The following is a 16,767-nucleotide window of genomic DNA, read 5'->3' on the forward strand; positions in this document are numbered from 1 at the left end:
GTTCAGGCCCTCCCGCTCAGCGTCGCGACCCGGCCGGCGAAGGCGTCGGGGGCGCTGTCGATCACGTTGGTCTTCATCCAGGCCAGGAAGGCCTCGCGGTCGGTCGCGATCTTGTCCCAGGCCAGGTAGAAGGCGTTGTCGCGCGGATAATAGCCATGGGCGTAGGACGGATGGGCGCCGCCCGGGACAGGGACGATCGAGGTCACGGTCCAGCGCGGCAGCACGCAGGCATTGGGATGGACGTCGTCGAAATCCTCGACGATCTCCTCCACCGTCACCACCGAGCGCTTGGCGGCCAGAACCGCCTCCTTCTGCACCCCGACGATGCCTTCGATCAGCACGTCGCCGCGGCGGTTGGCCTTCTGGGCGTGGATGAAGGACACGTCCGGGCGGATCGCCGGCACGGCCGCCAAGGTCTCGCCGGTGAAGGGGCAGGTGACCGACCGGATGTTCGGGTTGACCTCGGCCAGGCCGGCGCCGCGATAGCCGCGGAACACGGCGCAGGGCAGGCCGGCCGCCCCGGCCTCATAGGCATTGGCCATGGCGGCGTGGGAGTGTTCCTCGATCTCCACCGGGTTCGGCCAGCCCTTCTCGACCGCGTCGCGCAGCCGGCGCAGCAGGCCGACGCCGGGGTTGCCGGCATAGGAGAAGACGAGCTTGCGGGCACAGCCCATGCCGATCATCTGGTCGTAGACCAGGTCCGGCGTCATCCGCACCAGGGTCAGGTCGCGCCGTCCCTGGCGGATCGCCTCATGCGCGGCGGCGTGCGGGATCAGATGGGTGAAGCCCTCGAAGGCCGCGGTGTCGCCGTCGCGGAGGTTGTCGGCGACGGCCTCGGCCAGGGTCTGGAATTTTGCCATGGGGTCAGATCTCGAAGAAGACGGTCTCGCCGTCGCCCTGCATGCGGATGTCGAAGCGGTAGCGGCCGGGGCCGTCGGCGTGGGCGACCAGGGTGCCGCGGCGGGACTCGGGCACCGCGTTCAGCACCGGGTCCTGGGCATTGGCCGCTTCCTCCGGGAAATAGATCCGGGTGTAGCAATGCACCAGCAGGCCGCGCATGAAGACGATGACGCTGAGATGCGGTGCCTGGCCCGGCCCCGGCGCGCCCGGCCGGATGCTGTCGAAGACGAAGCGCCGCTCCGGATCCGTGCCGGTGCCGCAGCGGCCGAAGCCGGTGAAGCCGTCATTGGCGCTGCGCTGCGGCCCCGGGAACACGCCCTGCGAATCCGCCTGCCAGATCTCGACCAGCGCGTCCTCGATCGGCTGGCCGGCGCCGTCCAGCACCCGGCCGCTGACGCGGATGCGCTCGCCCGGCACGGCGTCTGCGGCGAGGGCGCCATCGGCGACCTGCGGGAAGTCGTAGCCATATTGCCGCGGCGTCAGGCCGTAGGCGAAGAAGGGGCCGACCGTCTGCGATCCGGTCTGGGGAAGTTTCGCCACTGTCACTTCTCCATCGGCGTCGCCACGCGCCCGCGCAGCACGATGTCGAATTCGTAGCCCAGCGCGATCTCCGGCTCGGTCAGGTCGAGGCTGAAGGCCGCGATCAGGCGCTCGCGCCCGGCCGGGTCGGGGATGCTGTTGAACATCGGGTCCAGGGTGTGCAGCGGGTCGCCGGGGAAGTACATCTGTGTCACCAGCCGGGTGGCGAAGKCCGGGCCGAACAGCGAGAAATGGATGTGCTGCGGCCGCCAGGCATTGGCGTGGTTGCGCCAGGGATAGGCGCCCGGCTTGATGGTCAGGAAGCGGTAGCGGCCCTCGGCATCGGTGACGCAGCGTCCGGCGCCCAGGAAGTTGGGGTCCAGCGGCGCGTCATGCTGGTCGGATTTGTGGATGTAGCGGCCGGAGGCGTTGGCCTGCCACAGCTCGACCAGGGTGTTGGCCACCGGCCGGGCATCCTCGTCCAGCACCCTTCCGGTGACGATGATGCGCTCACCCAGCGGCTCGCCATTGACCCGGCCGTTGCGGGTCAGGTCGGCCTCGCCGGACGGGGCGGCGGGGAAGGTCGGGCCCTGATGCTCCGACAGTGGGCCAGAGAGCGGGATCAGTTTCTGCGATGGCGCGCGCAGCACGGTCGAGCGATAGCCCTCGTAGAGATGCGGCGGGTGGATGCGCCAGTCGCGCGGCTGGAAGCTCACTTCTGGTCCTCCCGTTCGGCGAACACTGACTTGGCGATGGCGAAGGCGGAATTCGCCGCCGGCACCCCGGCATAGACCGCGACATGCAGCAGTGCCTCGCGGATGTCCTCCGGCGTGGCGCCGGTGTTGGCGGTGGCGCGGATGTGCATCGCCAACTCCTCATGATGGCCCAGGGCGGCGAGGAGGGCGATGGTCAGCATCGACCGCTCGCGATGGGTCAGCTGCGGCCGGCTCCACACCCCGCCCCAGGCGCCGCGGGTGATGAACTCCTGGAACGGCGCGTCGAATTCGGTGGTGCGGGACTGGGCGCGGTCGACATGGGCGTCGCCCAGCACTTTGCGGCGCACCGCCATGCCCTGGTCGTGCAGCGGGTCAGCCATGGCGGCCATCCTCGATGAAGTCGCGGATCAGCCCGGCCAGCAGCTCCGGCGCCTCGACGCAGGGCAGGTGGCCGGCGCCCGGGATGTCCTGGTAGCGCGCGCTCGGGATCAGGGCGGCGAGCGACCGCACCAGCTCCGGCGTGGTGGCGACGTCATCGGTGCCGCACAGGCACAGGGTCGGCACCGCAACCCCTTGGGCCGCCGCGGTCAGGTCGCCGTCGCGCAGGGCGGCGCAGGCGCGGACATAGCCGTCGGCCGGGGTGCGGCTGAGCATGTTCCGGGCGATCGCGACCAGCTCCGGCTGCCGGGCGCGGAATTCGGGGGAGAACCAGCGCTCCATCGTCGCCTCGGCGATGCTGGCGACGCCGCCGGCCTCGACCGCCGCGATCCGGGCCTGCCAGGCCTCGGCGGTGCCGATCTTGTGGGCCGTGTCGCAGAGCACCAGCCGGTGAACCAAGTCCGGCCGCAGCCGGGCGAGGCCGAGCGCGATCATGCCGCCGATCGACAGGCCGACAACCGTCGCCCGGCGGATGCCGCTGGCGTCGAGCAGCGCGGCGAGATCGGCGGCATGGGCGTCGATGCTGTCGCCGCCCTCGCTGGTCGACAGGCCGTGGCCGCGCTTGTCGTAGCGCAGCGTGCGGTGGTGGGGGAAGTGCGGCACCACCGCGTCCCAGATGCGGAAATCGGTGCCGACCGAGTTGATGAAGACCAAAGCGGGCGCGTCGCGCGGGCCCCTGTCCTCGACATGCAGCACGATGCCGTTCGCCTTGACCGCGTCCATCCCTCGTCCTTGGCCCTCGTCCCTGGTTCCGCCCGGGTGTCGTGCCGCACTGTGCGTCGCCGGCACGGTTATGTAAAATGAGGAATTCGCCAGGAAACATAACCGGATGAATATGGTAGAGCGCGACAATGCGGGGGCGATCGAGCGGCGGATCAAGCTGCGCCACCTGCAATGCTTCCTCGAGGCGGTGCGGCTGCGCAGCGTGGTGGCCGCGGCCGACGCGCTCGGGGTCAGCCAGCCGGCGGTGTCGAAGACCCTGCGCGAGCTGGAGGAGGCGCTGGGCGCGCCGATGTTCGACCGCAGCCGCAAGGGCGTGGTGCTGACCCCGTTCGGCCGCACCTTCCTGCACCATGCCGGCACCAGCGTCACGGCGCTGCGCCAGGGCATCGAGAGCGTGGTACGGGCCCGGGCGGCGGGGGAGGAACTGCTGCGCGTCGGCGTGCTGCCGACCGTGGCCGGGCAGATGATGCCGGCGGCGCTGGAGCGGTTCCGCACCGCCTGCCCCGGCGTGGTGGTGCGGGTGGTGGACGGGCCGAACCAGATGCTGCTGGGCCAGCTGCGCGTCGGCGGGCTGGATCTCGTGCTCGGCCGGCTGGCGGAGCCGGAGCAGATGACCGGCCTGTCCTTCGAGCATCTCTATTCCGAGCGCATCGCCTTCGCCGTGCGGCCCGGCCATCCGCTGCTGTCGCGCGCGGGGCTGGCCATCCGCGATATCAGCGGCTTCCCGGTGATCGCGCCGCCGCCCGGATCGGTGATCGGGCCGACAGTCGACAAGCTGCTGATCGCCGCCGGGGTGGGGGCGCTGCCCGACCGGATCGAGAGCGTCTCGCCCACCTTCGGGCGCTCCTACACCCGCCGCACCGATGCGGTCTGGATCATCTCGCGCGGCGCCGTGGCCCAGGATGTGGCGGAGGGGGTGCTGGCCGAGCTGCCGATCGACGACGGCGATTCCACCGGCCCGGTCGGGCTGACCATGCGGGCCGAGGTACCGCCGACCGATGCCGGCCGGATCTTCATGGCCATGGTGCGCGACGCCGCGCGGGAGGTGCGGGGCACCTGAAAGGAGGACAATGATCCGGCCCGGCTTCGGGCACGTCGTGTGATAGGCTTGGACAACGCCGCACGCATCGACGCAGAGAGGGGAGACCGCCCATGGCCATGAGGCCCGACCCGACCTTCCACGCCTCGCCGAAGCTGGCGATGGAAGCGCCGCCGGAAGATTTCGCCTATACGCTGCTGCTCAGCCCCGACGCCTCGCAGCCCGACGCGCTGGCGGTGATCGACGTCAAGCCCGGCTCGCCGACCTACAGCCGGATCGTTCATACCGTGGTGATGCCGGAGAAGGGCGACGAGTTCCATCATTTCGGCTGGAACGCCTGCTCCTCGTCGCTGTCGCCGCTGACCGGCCACGCCTTCCTGGAGCGGCGCTACCTGATCATCCCGGGCATCCGCTCGTCGCGGATCTATATCGTCGACACCAAGCCGGACCCGACCCAGGCCAAGATCCACAAGGTGATCGAGCCGGAGGAGGTGTTCCGCAAGACCGGCTATTCCCGGCCGCACACCGTGCATTGCGGCCCGGACGGGATCTATGTCTCGACCCTCGGCGGCGGGGGCGCGGACGGCACCGACGGCCCGCCCGGCATCTTCATCATGGATTGCGAGACCTTCGAGGTGCTGGGCCGCTGGGAGATCGACCGCGGGCCGCAGGAGCTGCATTACGATTTCTGGTGGAACCTGCCGCGCGACTACATGGTCTCCAGCGAATGGGGGCTGCCGCCGCAATTCGAGAACGGCATCGTGCCGGAGGACCTGCTGGCCAACAAATACGGCCACCGCGTGCATTTCTGGGACCTGCGGGCCCGGCGCAACGTCCAGACCATCGATCTGGGCGCCAACCACCAGATGGCGCTGGAGATCCGGCCGGCGCATGACCCGGCGAAGGAATACGGCTTCCTCGGCGTCGTGGTCGACACCACCAACCTCGAAGGCTCGATCTGGACCTGGTGGCGCGAGGGCGGCCGGTTCCACATCGAGAAGACGGCGACGATCCCGCCCGAGCCGGCGGAGGCCGACCGGCTGCCGCCGCTGCTGAAAGGCTTCGGCGCGGTGCCGCCGCTGGTGTCGGACATCGACCTGTCGCTGGACGACCGCTTCCTCTACGTCTCCTGCTGGGGCACCGGCGAGATGCGGCAATACGATGTCAGTGACCCGCGCAAGCCGAAGCTGTCCGGCTCGGTCCATATCGGCGGCATCGACCGGCGCACGGCCCATCCGAACGGCAAGACCTATGCCGGCGGGCCGCAGATGGTCGAGATCAGCCGCGACGGCAAGCGGGTGTACTGGACCAACTCGCTGTACTCGACCTGGGACGACCAGTTCTATCCGGACGGGGTGCCGGGCGCCCAGGTGATGGCGCAAGCAGGGCCGGATGGCGGGCTGGAGCTGGCCAAGGATTACTGGGTCGAGTTCCCGGACGGCTACCGGGCGCATCAGGTCCGGCTGCAGGGCGGCGACTGCTCGACCGACAGCTTCTGCTACCCCTCGGCCTGAGGCATGCCGGAGGCGGCCGGCCTGTGGCTGGCGGTGGTGGCGAGCGGCCTCTATCACGGGATAAACCCGGGGATGGGCTGGCCGCTCGCGGTCTCGGCCGGGCTGATGGAGCGCAACCCGCGCGCCCTGGTGGCGGCGCTGGGACCGCTGACCATCGGCCATCTGCTGGCGATGGCGGTGGTGATCCTGCCCTTCGCCCTGCTGGTCACGCTGGTGGCGTGGCAGCAGCCGATCCGGATCGGCGCCAGCCTGCTGGTGATCGGCTTCGGCGTGTATCGGCTGGTGAACCGGCGACACCCGCGGGCGCTGGCGCGGATCCGGCCGACCCAGCTGGGCCTGTGGTCCTTCGCGGTGGCGACGGCGCATGGCGCCGGGCTGATGCTGGTGCCGATCTATCTCGGCCTGTGCCGCGCGGCTGGCAGCGACCAGGCGGCCGGGACGCTGATCGGCGGCGACCTCGGCATGGGCGTGCTGGTCGCCGTCGTCCACTCCCTGGCCATGGTCGCGGCCGGCGGTGCTTTCGCCTGGCTGGTGTACCGGTATCTGGGCCTGAAGGCGGTGGCCGGCAGCTGGTTCAATCTCGACGCGATCTGGGCCGGCAGCCTTATCCTGGTCGGCGGCGTGTCGCTGGCGCTGGCGCTGCGCGGCGGGATGTGACCCGACGCTCCGACCAAATGTGAAGACCCGGCCTTCCGGCGCGCGGCAGCGTTGCGCGACAAGCCCTTGTCCCGGATCGCGGTTTGGGTCGAAGCTTGACTCGTTTCTCATCATCCCCGCGGGGGCGGGCAGCGCTCGACCGGCACCATCGCCCAGGCGGCATGGCGCGGGCCGGGCCGTGCCGCGTTTGAGCGAGACTGGACCGGATGTCGTTCGTCAGCAGGATCACCGCGAAGGCGTCGGGCCGCGCCATGCCGGCGCCGGGCTTCGTCGAGTTCGTCGGCCTGATCGCCTTCATGATGGCGCTGATCTCGCTGTCGATCGACAACCTGCTGCCGGCCTTCGGCGCCATCCAGGCCGATCTCGGCATCGCCGACGCCAATTCGCTGCAATATGTGCTGACCGCCTACATGGCCGGCTTCGGCGTGATGCAGCTGGTCTACGGCCCGGTCTCCGACGTCATCGGGCGGCGGCCGACGCTGATGATCGGTCTGACGATCTACACCTTCGGCAGCGTCCTGGCGATCGTCGCCCATGGCTTCGAATGGCTGCTGGTGGCGCGGGTGGTGCAGGGCATGGGCGCCGCCGCGGCGCGCGTCCTGACCATCACCATCGTCCGCGACCGCTACTCCGGCCGCGAGATGGCGCGGGTGATGTCGCTGACCATGATGGTGTTCATCATCGTGCCGGTCTTCGCCCCGGCGATCGGCCAGGCCTTCCTGCTGCTCGGCGGCTGGCACGTGATCTTCGTCAGCATGCTGGCGCTGGCCCTGGTGCAGATCGTCTGGTTCAACCTGCGCATGCCGGAGACGCTGCATCCCGAATACCGCAAGCGCTTCTCGCTGCCCAGCATCCTCGGGGCGGCGCGGCGCTGCGTCACCACCCGGGTGTCGATCGGCTACGCCACCGCGATGGGGCTGATGATGGGGGCGCTGATGTCCTATCTCGGCTCGTCCCAGGCGATCTTCGAGACCGATGTCTACGCGCTGGGCACCTACTTCCCGATGGCCTTCGGGCTGATCGCGATGGTGATGGGCTTCGCCTCCTTCCTCAACTCGCGGCTGGTGCGCCGGCTGGGCATGCGGCGGATGTCGCACACCGGCATCCTGGGCTTCGTCGCCGTCGGCGCGCTGCAGGTGATCTTCGCCTTCGCCTTCGGCGGCAAGCCGCCCCTGTTCCTGTTCGGCGTGGTGCTGGCCGCCAACATGTTCCTGTTCAGCCTGACCGTGCCGAACTTCAACGCCATGGCGATGGAGCCGCTGGGCGACGTCGCCGGCACCGCGTCATCGGTGTTCGGCAGCTACACCACGATCGTCAGCGCGGTGCTGGGCGCCGTCGTCGGCCAGGCCTTCGACGGCACGGTGGTGCCGCTGGCCTTCGGCTATTTCGGCCTCGGCCTGCTGGCCCTGCTGATGGTGCTGTGGACCGAGCGCGGCCGGCTGTTCGTGCCGCAGCACCCCGACCCGGCGCGCTGAGGGTTTCCCTCGGGGCCGGATGGGCTAATTCTGTCCCCTACTTCCCCGACGCGGAGACCGTGAGATGCGCCAGCAGACCTCGTTCCTGTTCGACCTCGACGGCACGCTGGTCGACAGCGTCTACCACCACGTCATGGCCTGGCGCGAGGCGCTGGACGCCGAGGGCATCGAGCTGTCGGTCTGGCGCATCCACCGCAAGATCGGCATGAGCGGCGGGCTGTTCACCAACATGCTGCTGCGCGAGACCGGGCTGGACATCAGCGACGAGCGGGTCGAGCGGCTGCGCCGCCGCCATGCCGAGGCCTATAACCGCCACCCCGAGCAGAGCGTGCCGCTGCCCGGCGCGCGCGAGCTCTTGGCCTGGCTGACCGAGGCCGGCATTCCCTGGGCCATTGCCACCAGCGGCCGGATGGAGACGGCGCGGCCGGTGATCGAGAATCTCGGCGTCGATTTCGACAAGGTGCCGGTCGTCACCCGCGACCAGGTGAAATACGCCAAGCCCGACCCCGACCTGTTCCTGGCCGCGGCCGAGAGGCTGGGCGTGCCGATCGAGCGCGCCCATGTCGTCGGCGACAGCGTCTGGGACATGCTGGCGGCACAGCGGGCCCGGTCGCTGGGCATCGGCTTCCTGTCCGGCGGCTACGGCCAGGACGAGCTGGAGCGCGCCGGCGCCTACCGCGTCTTCGAGGACCCGGCCGACATGCTGCTGCATATCGATGAGGTCGGCGGCCGGCGGTAGGACGCGCAAGCGCGGCAAGCCGGCGCTGGTCGGGGCCCCGTCAACCACCGGCGCGGCGGGACCTGGAGACATCGGCGTGTTGGTGATGCTGTTACCCGCAAGCATGCGCCCCCGCGACGCCGCCCGGTGCGCTATGCTTCGCCCCCGGGCAATCGCGCCCGGTCGGGGAGCACGCCGAGATGGACGTCGCCAGCCTGGTTCTCCCCGTGTTCGCGATCATCGTCACCGGCTGGCTCGCTGGCTGGTCCGGCTATGTCTCGCGGTCGCTGGCCGACGGGCTGGTGCATTTCGCCTACAACGTGGCGATGCCGGCGCTGCTGATCGTCACCATCGCGCAGGAGCCGGCGCGCAATCTTCTGCAAGGGCGCTTCCTGCTGGCCTTCGGCGGCGGCTCCCTGCTGTGCTTCGCGCTGGTGTTCCTGGCCGTCCGGGCCGGGCGCGGTCTCGCCAGCAGCACGATCCACGGCATGGCCGCGGCGATGACCAACACCGGCTTCGTGGCGCTGCCGATCCTGCATTCGATCTACGGCCAGCCCGCCGTGCTGCCCGCCGCCATCGCCACCGTGTTCGTGGCGGGGGTGATGTTTCCCGCTTCCGTCATCCTGCTGGAACGCGAGCGGCACGGCGGGCGGTCCGCACGCCCGACCGCCCTGGCGAAGCAGATCCTGCTCAACCCGATGGTGCTCTCCACCCTGGTCGGCCTGGCCGGGGCGATCGCGGGCCTGCCGATTCCGGCGCCGGTCGCGGCCTATCTCAATATCTTCGCGGCGGCGCTGACGCCCTGCGCGCTGTTCGCCATCGGGCTCGGCCTGTCGGTGGCGGGGCTGCGCGCGAACCTGCGGGCGTCGTTGCTGCTGGCGGTGGTGAAGCTGGTGGCCATGCCGCTGATCGTCTACGGCCTGTGCCTGGCGACGGGCCTCGACCCGCTCTACACCATCGCCGCCGTGGTCTGCGCCGCCGTGCCGACCGCGAAGACGGTCTACATCCTGGCCGGCGAGTACAAGGTGGAGGAGCCGCTGGTCGCCGCGACGGTCTCGATCACGACGCTGCTGTCGGTGCCGACGCTGCTGATCTGGCTCACCCTTCTGTCCTGACCTGTGGCGCGGCGGGCTAGTCGCGCGGATGGATCAGCAGCCAGCGGCTCGGCTCCCGCGCCACGAACTCCTGCTCGACATGGCGCAGGACGTGGCGCTGGCCGGCGAAGGGCACCATCCCGGCCGCCTCGCCGAAGCCGACCCAGCGAGATTGGCTGTGTTCCGGGTTCAGCCGCACCGCGGCGTCCGCGGCTGCGATGCCGACGAAGACCGGCAGCAGGCTGATGGCGTCGCGCTCCGCCTCGTAGAACTGCTCGCAGATATCGGCGGAGTACAGCTGCTGGAGTTCCAGCCCGGTCTCCTCCAGGGTTTCGCGCAGCGCCGCCTGCCACGCGGTCTCGCCGGGCTCGATGGCGCCGGCGATCTGGCACCACTCCCCGGCCAACGACCGGGTGCGGCGCAGCAGCAGCACCTCGGAGCCGGTCGCGGCATGCCGGATGACGACGACGGAGACGGCAAAGCTCCGGATCGGGATCTCCTGCATTGGGTCCTCGGATTGCCGGGCCTGCGGCGGCTCGCCGGCCGCTCTGTGGCGCGAACCGCTATCCGTTCCCATGCAGCTTCATCAAGAGCCCCGCGAATTCAAGAGGGATGCGAAGGGCAGTCACTCCGAGCAAGCCATAGAACGACCATTTGAGCATTGTTTTGGATCGCCTGGATGCTCCCTCCATTTCTTCAAAGTATCGATAAATAAGATAGACGAGTCCTAAAACGGAAAGCAACGACAACAGGTCTGCTGCAAGAAAAACATAGGGAGATTGAGTAAAATAAAGCCATCCTGGAAGCTTCCATTTCTTATAATTGTCCGAAGCATAATTGACGATGAAGGAAAAGATTGCGATGAACAAAATCATTTTAGGGCGAGAATTTATGCTCATCTGCGATCTCCTTGCCGCCGCAGGTGTCGGCCCACCGCGCCAGCGTGACAATCCACATCATCAAAAATCGTTCATGCAAACACAGCCCTGTTCTGCCCAGGATCCCATCACCGGCCGTTAGGCGTGTCAATCGGGTGCTGCGACTTCGTGCCTATCCCCGACTGCTGCCAAGGCGCTGTTGGTGAACGCCCGGTGTCGCTCCCGCAAATGGTGCTCCTCCTCCGGCGCCAGGCCCCAGCCGGGCAGGCCGGCGACCGGGCGCAGTGCTGCCCATAGGTCCCAGAGGGGGAGGGCCGTCGAGTCGATTTCGGACAGAGCCAGGTAGTGGCGGGTGAGGGCGGCCATGGCGTCCTCGTCATGGGCGATGAACAGCTCCAGCCGGGCATTGGCCAGGTCGGCCAGCGGGTCGCCGATGGCGGCGTCCTCCCAGTCGATCACCGCCTGCAGCCGGCCGCGGCGCCACAGCAGGTTGCCGGGCCAGACATCGCCATGCAGCAGCACCGGCGGGTTGCGGCGGGGCGGGGGCCAGGATGCGGCCAAGGCGGCGCGCAGGCAGGATTCGGCCAAGGTCTCGTCCGGCCCCGGCCGATGCTCCCTGATCAGCGCCGCCGCCTGCTCCTCCTGGAGCGGCAGGAACGCCAGGTCGGCCGCCGGCACGCGGTGGATCGCGGCCAGTGCTTCGGCCAGCTGGCGCATATGGTCGTCCAGGTCGGCCGGCACATCCTCGGTGTCGCCGTCGACGAAGCTCTGCAGCAGCCAGGGCGTGGGCAGGATGGTGCCGCTGGTGTCCAGGTGCAGCGGGGTGGGCACGGGCACGCCGGCCGCCTGCAGCAGCTGCAGCAGCCGGAACTCATGCGCCGCGATGTCCGGGTCGCGCGCCAGGTCGGCGGCGCCGTGCCGGCGCAGGACCAGGGTCCGGCCGTCCGGAGGCGCGAGCTCCAACGCCGTCACCCGGGCCGAGACGCCGCCGGCCAGGGGCCGGGCGGCCAGCAGGCGGGCGCCGGGCGCGACCTGCCGGATCAGGCGCGCCAGGGCGCCGGGATCCTCCACCTACCGGCCCAGCGCGATGGCCGAGCCGGTGAAGGGCACCACCGCCGTGAAGCCCGCCGGCGTCGGCGAGATCGGCGCTCCCGCGGCGGTGCCGAACTGGGTGACGCCCCGGCCGAGATGCTCGGCGACGTCGTGCCGGCCGCCGCCGAAGTCGAAGGGCGTGCTGGCGACCAGGCGGGCGGAGAACACGTTGGTGCCGACCAGCGACACCGCCGTGGTGCCGTCGGACTGGGTGACGGTGGTGCCGACCACCAGGCTGGCGCGGCGGAAGGTGGCGATGCAGTCGCCCCGGGCGAAGGAGGCCGGGTGGTCGAAGGTCCCGGCCGGCCGGCGCTGCAGGTAGATCGAGAACTCCCCGACCGGATCGACCCCGAGCTTCAGCCCGCCATTGTCGACGCCCTTCGCCTGGAACGGCTTGGCGGCGAAGGTGAAATGCGCGGTGGTCTCGGAGCGCTTGCTGTCGAACAGCGGCACGTCGAGGAAGGGCAGGTGCAGGAAATAGCCGTAATCCGCCACCGGGCCGCCCGGCTCGGCCTGGTAGAAGCGACCGGTGACATACCAGGCGAGCTCGGCGGGGAGGAGGGAGGGCATGGGCGGTCCCTAGGCTTGAAGATGTGAGGGATGGATACTTGGCACGGGCGAGGCGGGTGGGCACGGGTTGGAGTTTCGATGATAGCGCCCAATGGCGCCGCACTATGGCTCGCCTGTCCGGATGCCCAACCTCCAGCGCCACAGTCCACGCCAAAGGCGACGCCGGGTGGACGTTTACTGGGCGCCTGGATGCCGCATTGGCCATAGAGTGATACGCTGGTGGGTTCGGGAACTCCTCTGCCGACGGCTCGGAGACATCTGCCCGCGATCACGAGCGCGTAGAGATTATATAGTCGCCGCCGCTGGCTTCTGGCCCTCAATATCAATCGATATTGACACAATCAAGAAAGTCGATCAATCTGTCTGTCGACAGTCGCCGCTCTGTGTGCGATGTTTGGTCTAAACTGATATTTGCCTGATTCGGAAGAATGGATGGTTGCGAAACGCCTCTTCAGTAAATGAAGAAGCGTTTAGTTCTTTTTTGGCTAAACTAACGATTTCCCTGCGTACTCTAGACTCCTTTGCTTCGCAGTTAACTAAGCCGGTTAAGAAGTGTGCAATTTGTACGAGATCATCTTGGTCGATGTAGTGAAAGCGACTTGATGGCTTCCAAGGCTCTACCTCCGAAAGTGCTTTTTTAAAGATATCTCGATGCGTAACCCCATGATCCGTGAGGTGAATAACTAATTCTGAGGTGGGTTTAATTGATGAATTGTTTAAAAGCAATCTATGTGCTTGTAAATATAGAATATCTCTCTCAAAGGCATCGTCTGGCCATGGGAGATTTTGAAATTTGATACACATAAACTTCATTTCATTTTGCCGAAGCAGATATCTCAACAATTCTGGAAAGAATATGAGTTTGAGATGCTCCGTAGTTCTCGTTCTAAGGACCCGTGTATAATTTACTACATCACGGATTATATTTATAGATTGTTTATGTGATGACGGGTTACGTGTTATCAAAGCTCCCAGGTGTAGTTCATCCCATGGTTTTCCGCTTTGGCCTATATAACAATGAACAGTAGAGTCCGACGGCGCGGCACGAGATGGCAGTGCAATTGACACCGCCGATCCCATCAAAATTACTCTTCTCGTCATCAATGGATTGTGTTTTGTCATGAATATCTCCAATATCTAAATTCTTTGTTCAATATACTGTATCTATTTTGGAGAAAAATGCTGAGGAAATCTTGTCTTCGTCACATCGACATTGTCAAGTATTATCCCATCCAATCTCGAAGAAGATAAATCTGCACCGGCGATGCCTTGTGCAGAATTCAAATCTGACTGGCGTAAATCTACGTCCCGCCAAGTCACCTGATTGAGCGCCGCGCCGCTTAACTTTGCACCTCTCAGGACGGCTTCAGTAAATACTGCGCCAACCAGGCGAGCGGTTCTGAGATCTGCGTCTGAAAGATTCGCTTGGTCAAGTCGAGCTTTTACCAAGTTCGCTCCTGCAAGATGGCCGCCGGGCAACTGGAGGCGCCGAAGGTCGCTTCCTCTCAAATCGACATCTGTGCATTGTTCCTTTGCAGCGATCTGACTGATTCCGGTCATAGACTCTTGAATGTCGGCGGCAAGGACAGAATGATTGCCTACAAGGGTGTCGGATGCCCGTCGCCGAACCAGAGCGGACAGCGAGGCGCATGCGATCGGCCCGAGCCCGCCTGATTGCGTTGCCAATGCCCAAAGTGCTCGAGCCGCTGTTGCACGTACATCGATTGACTCGTCGGTCAGCTTGTTTATGTAAGCATCCGCACGATAACTATTCTTAAAATTTATATACTGAACGAAAACGAAGGCTAGGATTCCAACGCATAAAGCGGTAATAGCCAGTATAAATATATAAGTGACAGAACGGAGTACCAATTTATACAGATTTTTTCCTAGAATTTCAGCCAAATTCAATCGTTCCAGTAGGATTTTGAACAAGTAAAATAGAACTAGAATTGCCAGGGCGGCTAATGAAATTGGAGTTGCTATTTTTTCCGATATTGAGAACATAGTCTCCATAATGAATGCCTCACATTAGAATTTGCCAACTCTACCATATCGAGTGGCAATGACACAATTCGGTACCGCTACTGGCTATCCGATTGCGACGATTTTGATTCGAAATTGACGAGTGATAGGCCCCGGGCGTGATGACCGAGGGTATTGCATTAGTAGCTAGTTCGGCAGGCAGATCAGTAGGAGCGGGTTACCAGCGTCGCTGACGATGGTCCCTATAGCTCCATTCCCTCATCCCCCCGTCTGCGCCGACAGCAGCACCACCGCGCGGCCCTGCAGCGCGTAGGTCTCCCCCGCCGGCAGATGCCCCCGCGGCGCCGCGTCGGGCTCGGCGGTGTCGACCAGAGCGGTCCAGACGGTGCCGTCCGGAACTTCCGGCAGCAGGAAGGGCACCGGCTCGTGGTGGGCGTTCAGCAGGAGCAGCAAGGTCGCCTCGGAGCCGCGGCGGCGGATGCCGGTCGGCTGGGCGCGGCCGTCGATCAGCATGCCCAGGCAGCGGGTCTGCGAATTGGCCCAGTCGTCATTGCCCATCTCCTGCCCGTCGGGGCGCAGCCAGGCCACGTCCTTGACGTCCAGCTCCTCATTGTAGATTCCGGCCAGGAAGCGGCTGCGGCGAAGCACCGGATAGCGCTGGCGCAGCGCAATCAGCCGGCGGACGAAGCGGGCCAAGGCGCGGCCGTCCTCGCCGATCGCCGCCCAATCCACCCAGCCGATCTCGTTGTCCTGGCAATAGGCGTTGTTGTTGCCGTTCTGGGTGCGGCCGAACTCGTCGCCGCCGAGGAGCATCGGCGTGCCCTGGGACAGCAGGAGCGTGGCCAGCAGGTTGCGCTTCTGCCGCTCGCGCAAGATCCGGATGTCCGGGTCGCCGGTCGGGCCCTCGGCGCCGTGGTTCCAGGACAGGTTGTCGGAATGGCCGTCGCGGTTGTCCTCGCCGTTGGCCTCGTTGTGCCGGTCGTTGTAGGAGACCAGGTCGTTCAGGGTGAAGCCGTCATGGGCGGTGACGAAGTTGACGCTGGCCCAGGGCCGGCGGCCGCGGCGGTTGAACAGGTCGCCCGAGGCGGCGAGGCGGGAGGCGAGGTCGGCCACCTGGCCCTCGTCGCCCTTCCAGAAGCCGCGCACGGTGTTGCGGAAGCGGTCGTTCCACTCGGCCCAGCCGGGCGGGAAGCCGCCGACCTGGTAGCCGCCGGGGCCGAGGTCCCAGGGCTCGGCGATCAGCTTCACGCGGGCCAGCACCGGATCCTGGCGGCAGGTGTCGAGGAAGCCGCCATTCTCGTCGAAGCCATAGGGCTCGCGGCCGAGGATGGTGGCGAGGTCGAAGCGGAAGCCGTCCACCCCCATCTCGGTGACCCAGTAGCGCAGGCTGTCGGTCACCATCTGCAGCACCCGCTGTTGGCTGAGGTTCAGCGTGTTGCCGGTGCCGGTGTCGTTGATGTAGTAGCGCTTGTCCTCCGCCAGCCGGTAATAGGAGGCGTTGTCGATGCCCTTGAAGGACAGGGTGGGGCCGCGCTCATTGCCCTCGGCGGTGTGGTTGTAGACGACGTCGAGGATGACCTCGAGCCCGGCATCGTGCAGCCGCGCCACCATCTCCTTGAACTCGGTGGTCTCGCCGGTGGCGGAATAGGTCGGGTGCGGGGCGAAGAAGCCGATGGTGTTGTAGCCCCAGAAATTGCTGAGGCCGCGCTCCAGCAGGTGCCGGTCCCGGACGAAGGCGTGCACCGGCATCAGCTCGACCGTGGTGACGCCGAGGTCGCGCAGATGGTCGACCACCGCGGGATGGCCGAGCCCCGCATAGGTGCCGCGCCGGCGCCGCGGCACCGAAGGATGGCGCATGGTAAAGCCGCGGACATGCAGCTCGTAGATCACGCTGCGGTCCCAGGCGATGGCGGGCGGGCGCGAGCGGCCCCAGGTGAAGGCGGGGTCCACCACCCGGCATTTCGGCATGAAGGGGGCGCTGTCGCGGTCGTCGAAGGACAGGTCCTCCTCCGGCGCGCCGATGGTGTAGCCGAACAGGGCGTCGTTCCAGGTCAGCTCGCCCACCAGCCGCTTGGCGTAGGGGTCGAGCAGCAGCTTGTTCGGGTTGAAGCGGTGGCCGGCGGCGGGCTCATAGGGGCCGTAGACGCGATAGCCGTAGACCGTGCCGGGGCGGGCATCGGGCAGGTAGCCGTGCCAGACCTCGTCGGTGTATTCCGGCAGCTCGACCCGGGCGAGCTCGCGCTTGCCCTCCTCGTCGAACAGGCACAGCTCGACCTTGGTGGCATTGGCCGAGAACAGGGCGAAGTTGACGCCCAGCCCGTCCCAGGTGGCGCCGAGCGGAAAGGGCTGCCCCTCCAGCACCCGCATCGACGCCGGTCGTACGCGCTTCATCTACATCCCCTCTGACCGGCTCTCTCGCGGTCTTTTCCGAATAGCCCGACTCTACTT

General features: G+C 66.7%; 18 protein-coding genes. 6 read left to right on the top strand and 12 right to left on the bottom strand.

Annotation, left to right across the window (positions count from 1 at the left end):
- Positions 1–2: 2 nt before the first annotated feature.
- From AB4Z01_RS10415 to pcaD, 5 genes are read right to left on the bottom strand one after another with little or no spacing between them, the layout of a single operon-like run.
- Positions 3–860, bottom strand: coding sequence for a CoA transferase subunit A (locus AB4Z01_RS10415; protein ID WP_441693139.1), 858 nt, complete (start codon positions 858–860; stop codon positions 3–5).
- Between the two features lie 4 nt (positions 861–864).
- A complete protein-coding gene (gene pcaG / locus AB4Z01_RS10420) occupies positions 865–1,440 on the bottom strand; it encodes a protocatechuate 3,4-dioxygenase subunit alpha (protein ID WP_441693141.1) in 576 nt (191 codons plus the stop codon).
- 2 nt (positions 1,441–1,442) lie between these two features.
- Positions 1,443–2,135, bottom strand: coding sequence for a protocatechuate 3,4-dioxygenase subunit beta (gene pcaH / locus AB4Z01_RS10425; RefSeq protein WP_441693144.1), 693 nt, complete (start codon positions 2,133–2,135; stop codon positions 1,443–1,445).
- Positions 2,132–2,515 carry a 4-carboxymuconolactone decarboxylase gene (gene pcaC / locus AB4Z01_RS10430; RefSeq protein WP_441693147.1) on the bottom strand — a complete coding sequence of 128 codons (384 nt, stop codon included), beginning with the start codon at positions 2,513–2,515 and terminating at the stop codon, positions 2,132–2,134. The genes pcaH and pcaC overlap by 4 nt, the downstream gene beginning before the upstream one ends.
- On the bottom strand, positions 2,508–3,296 hold the full coding sequence (pcaD, locus tag AB4Z01_RS10435) for a 3-oxoadipate enol-lactonase (RefSeq protein ID WP_441693149.1): 789 nt from the start codon (positions 3,294–3,296) through the stop codon (positions 2,508–2,510). Before pcaD ends, pcaC begins: the two co-directional genes overlap by 8 nt.
- A 106-nt stretch (positions 3,297–3,402) precedes the next feature.
- Here pcaD and pcaQ point away from each other — a divergent pair, with 106 nt between their 5' ends.
- The 6 genes from pcaQ (at position 3,403) to AB4Z01_RS10465 (ending at position 9,814) form a co-directional block, all read left to right on the top strand.
- Positions 3,403–4,356, top strand: a complete 954-nt coding sequence (gene pcaQ, locus AB4Z01_RS10440; protein ID WP_441693152.1) for a pca operon transcription factor PcaQ — start codon at positions 3,403–3,405, stop codon at positions 4,354–4,356.
- A 92-nt stretch (positions 4,357–4,448) separates the two neighbouring features.
- The gene (locus AB4Z01_RS10445; protein ID WP_441693154.1) at positions 4,449–5,849 is read left to right on the top strand and encodes a selenium-binding protein SBP56-related protein; all 1,401 of its coding nucleotides are present in this window, start codon (positions 4,449–4,451) and stop codon (positions 5,847–5,849) included.
- 3 nt (positions 5,850–5,852) lie between these two features.
- Positions 5,853–6,506 (top strand): hypothetical protein, encoded by a 654-nt coding sequence (locus AB4Z01_RS10450; protein WP_441693157.1) that lies wholly within the window; start codon positions 5,853–5,855, stop codon positions 6,504–6,506.
- A gap of 206 nt (positions 6,507–6,712) precedes the next feature.
- A complete protein-coding gene (locus AB4Z01_RS10455) occupies positions 6,713–7,981 on the top strand; it encodes a multidrug effflux MFS transporter (protein WP_441693158.1) in 1,269 nt (422 codons plus the stop codon).
- 64 nt (positions 7,982–8,045) lie between these two features.
- Positions 8,046–8,720 carry an HAD family hydrolase gene (locus AB4Z01_RS10460; protein ID WP_429230513.1) on the top strand — a complete coding sequence of 225 codons (675 nt, stop codon included), beginning with the start codon at positions 8,046–8,048 and terminating at the stop codon, positions 8,718–8,720.
- A 179-nt stretch (positions 8,721–8,899) separates the two neighbouring features.
- Entirely contained in the window at positions 8,900–9,814 is a 915-nt protein-coding gene (locus AB4Z01_RS10465) for an AEC family transporter (RefSeq protein ID WP_441693160.1), read from the top strand.
- A gap of 16 nt (positions 9,815–9,830) precedes the next feature.
- Here the strand turns inward: AB4Z01_RS10465 and AB4Z01_RS10470 are convergent, their stop codons facing one another.
- From AB4Z01_RS10470 to glgX, 7 genes are all read right to left on the bottom strand, one after another.
- Positions 9,831–10,298 carry an NUDIX hydrolase gene (locus AB4Z01_RS10470; protein ID WP_441693162.1) on the bottom strand — a complete coding sequence of 156 codons (468 nt, stop codon included), beginning with the start codon at positions 10,296–10,298 and terminating at the stop codon, positions 9,831–9,833.
- A 58-nt stretch (positions 10,299–10,356) separates the two neighbouring features.
- The gene (locus tag AB4Z01_RS10475) at positions 10,357–10,692 is read right to left on the bottom strand and encodes a hypothetical protein (RefSeq protein ID WP_441693165.1); all 336 of its coding nucleotides are present in this window, start codon (positions 10,690–10,692) and stop codon (positions 10,357–10,359) included.
- Between the two features lie 126 nt (positions 10,693–10,818).
- Positions 10,819–11,742 carry a phosphotransferase family protein gene (locus AB4Z01_RS10480; RefSeq protein WP_441693168.1) on the bottom strand — a complete coding sequence of 308 codons (924 nt, stop codon included), beginning with the start codon at positions 11,740–11,742 and terminating at the stop codon, positions 10,819–10,821.
- Positions 11,743–12,333 carry a hypothetical protein gene (locus tag AB4Z01_RS10485; RefSeq protein WP_441693170.1) on the bottom strand — a complete coding sequence of 197 codons (591 nt, stop codon included), beginning with the start codon at positions 12,331–12,333 and terminating at the stop codon, positions 11,743–11,745.
- A gap of 399 nt (positions 12,334–12,732) precedes the next feature.
- Complete coding sequence (locus AB4Z01_RS10490; RefSeq protein WP_441693173.1) at positions 12,733–13,455, bottom strand: hypothetical protein; 723 nt, start codon at positions 13,453–13,455, stop codon at positions 12,733–12,735.
- 42 nt (positions 13,456–13,497) lie between these two features.
- A complete protein-coding gene (locus tag AB4Z01_RS10495) occupies positions 13,498–14,349 on the bottom strand; it encodes a pentapeptide repeat-containing protein (protein WP_441693175.1) in 852 nt (283 codons plus the stop codon).
- Between the two features lie 228 nt (positions 14,350–14,577).
- Positions 14,578–16,710: a glycogen debranching protein GlgX gene (glgX, locus tag AB4Z01_RS10500; protein ID WP_441693177.1), complete on the bottom strand. Its 2,133-nt coding sequence runs from the start codon at positions 16,708–16,710 to the stop codon at positions 14,578–14,580.
- Between the last annotated feature and the right edge of the window lie 57 nt (positions 16,711–16,767).

The organism is Inquilinus sp. YAF38, assembly GCF_052113205.1.
GTDB lineage: Bacteria > Pseudomonadota > Alphaproteobacteria > DSM-16000 > Inquilinaceae > Inquilinus.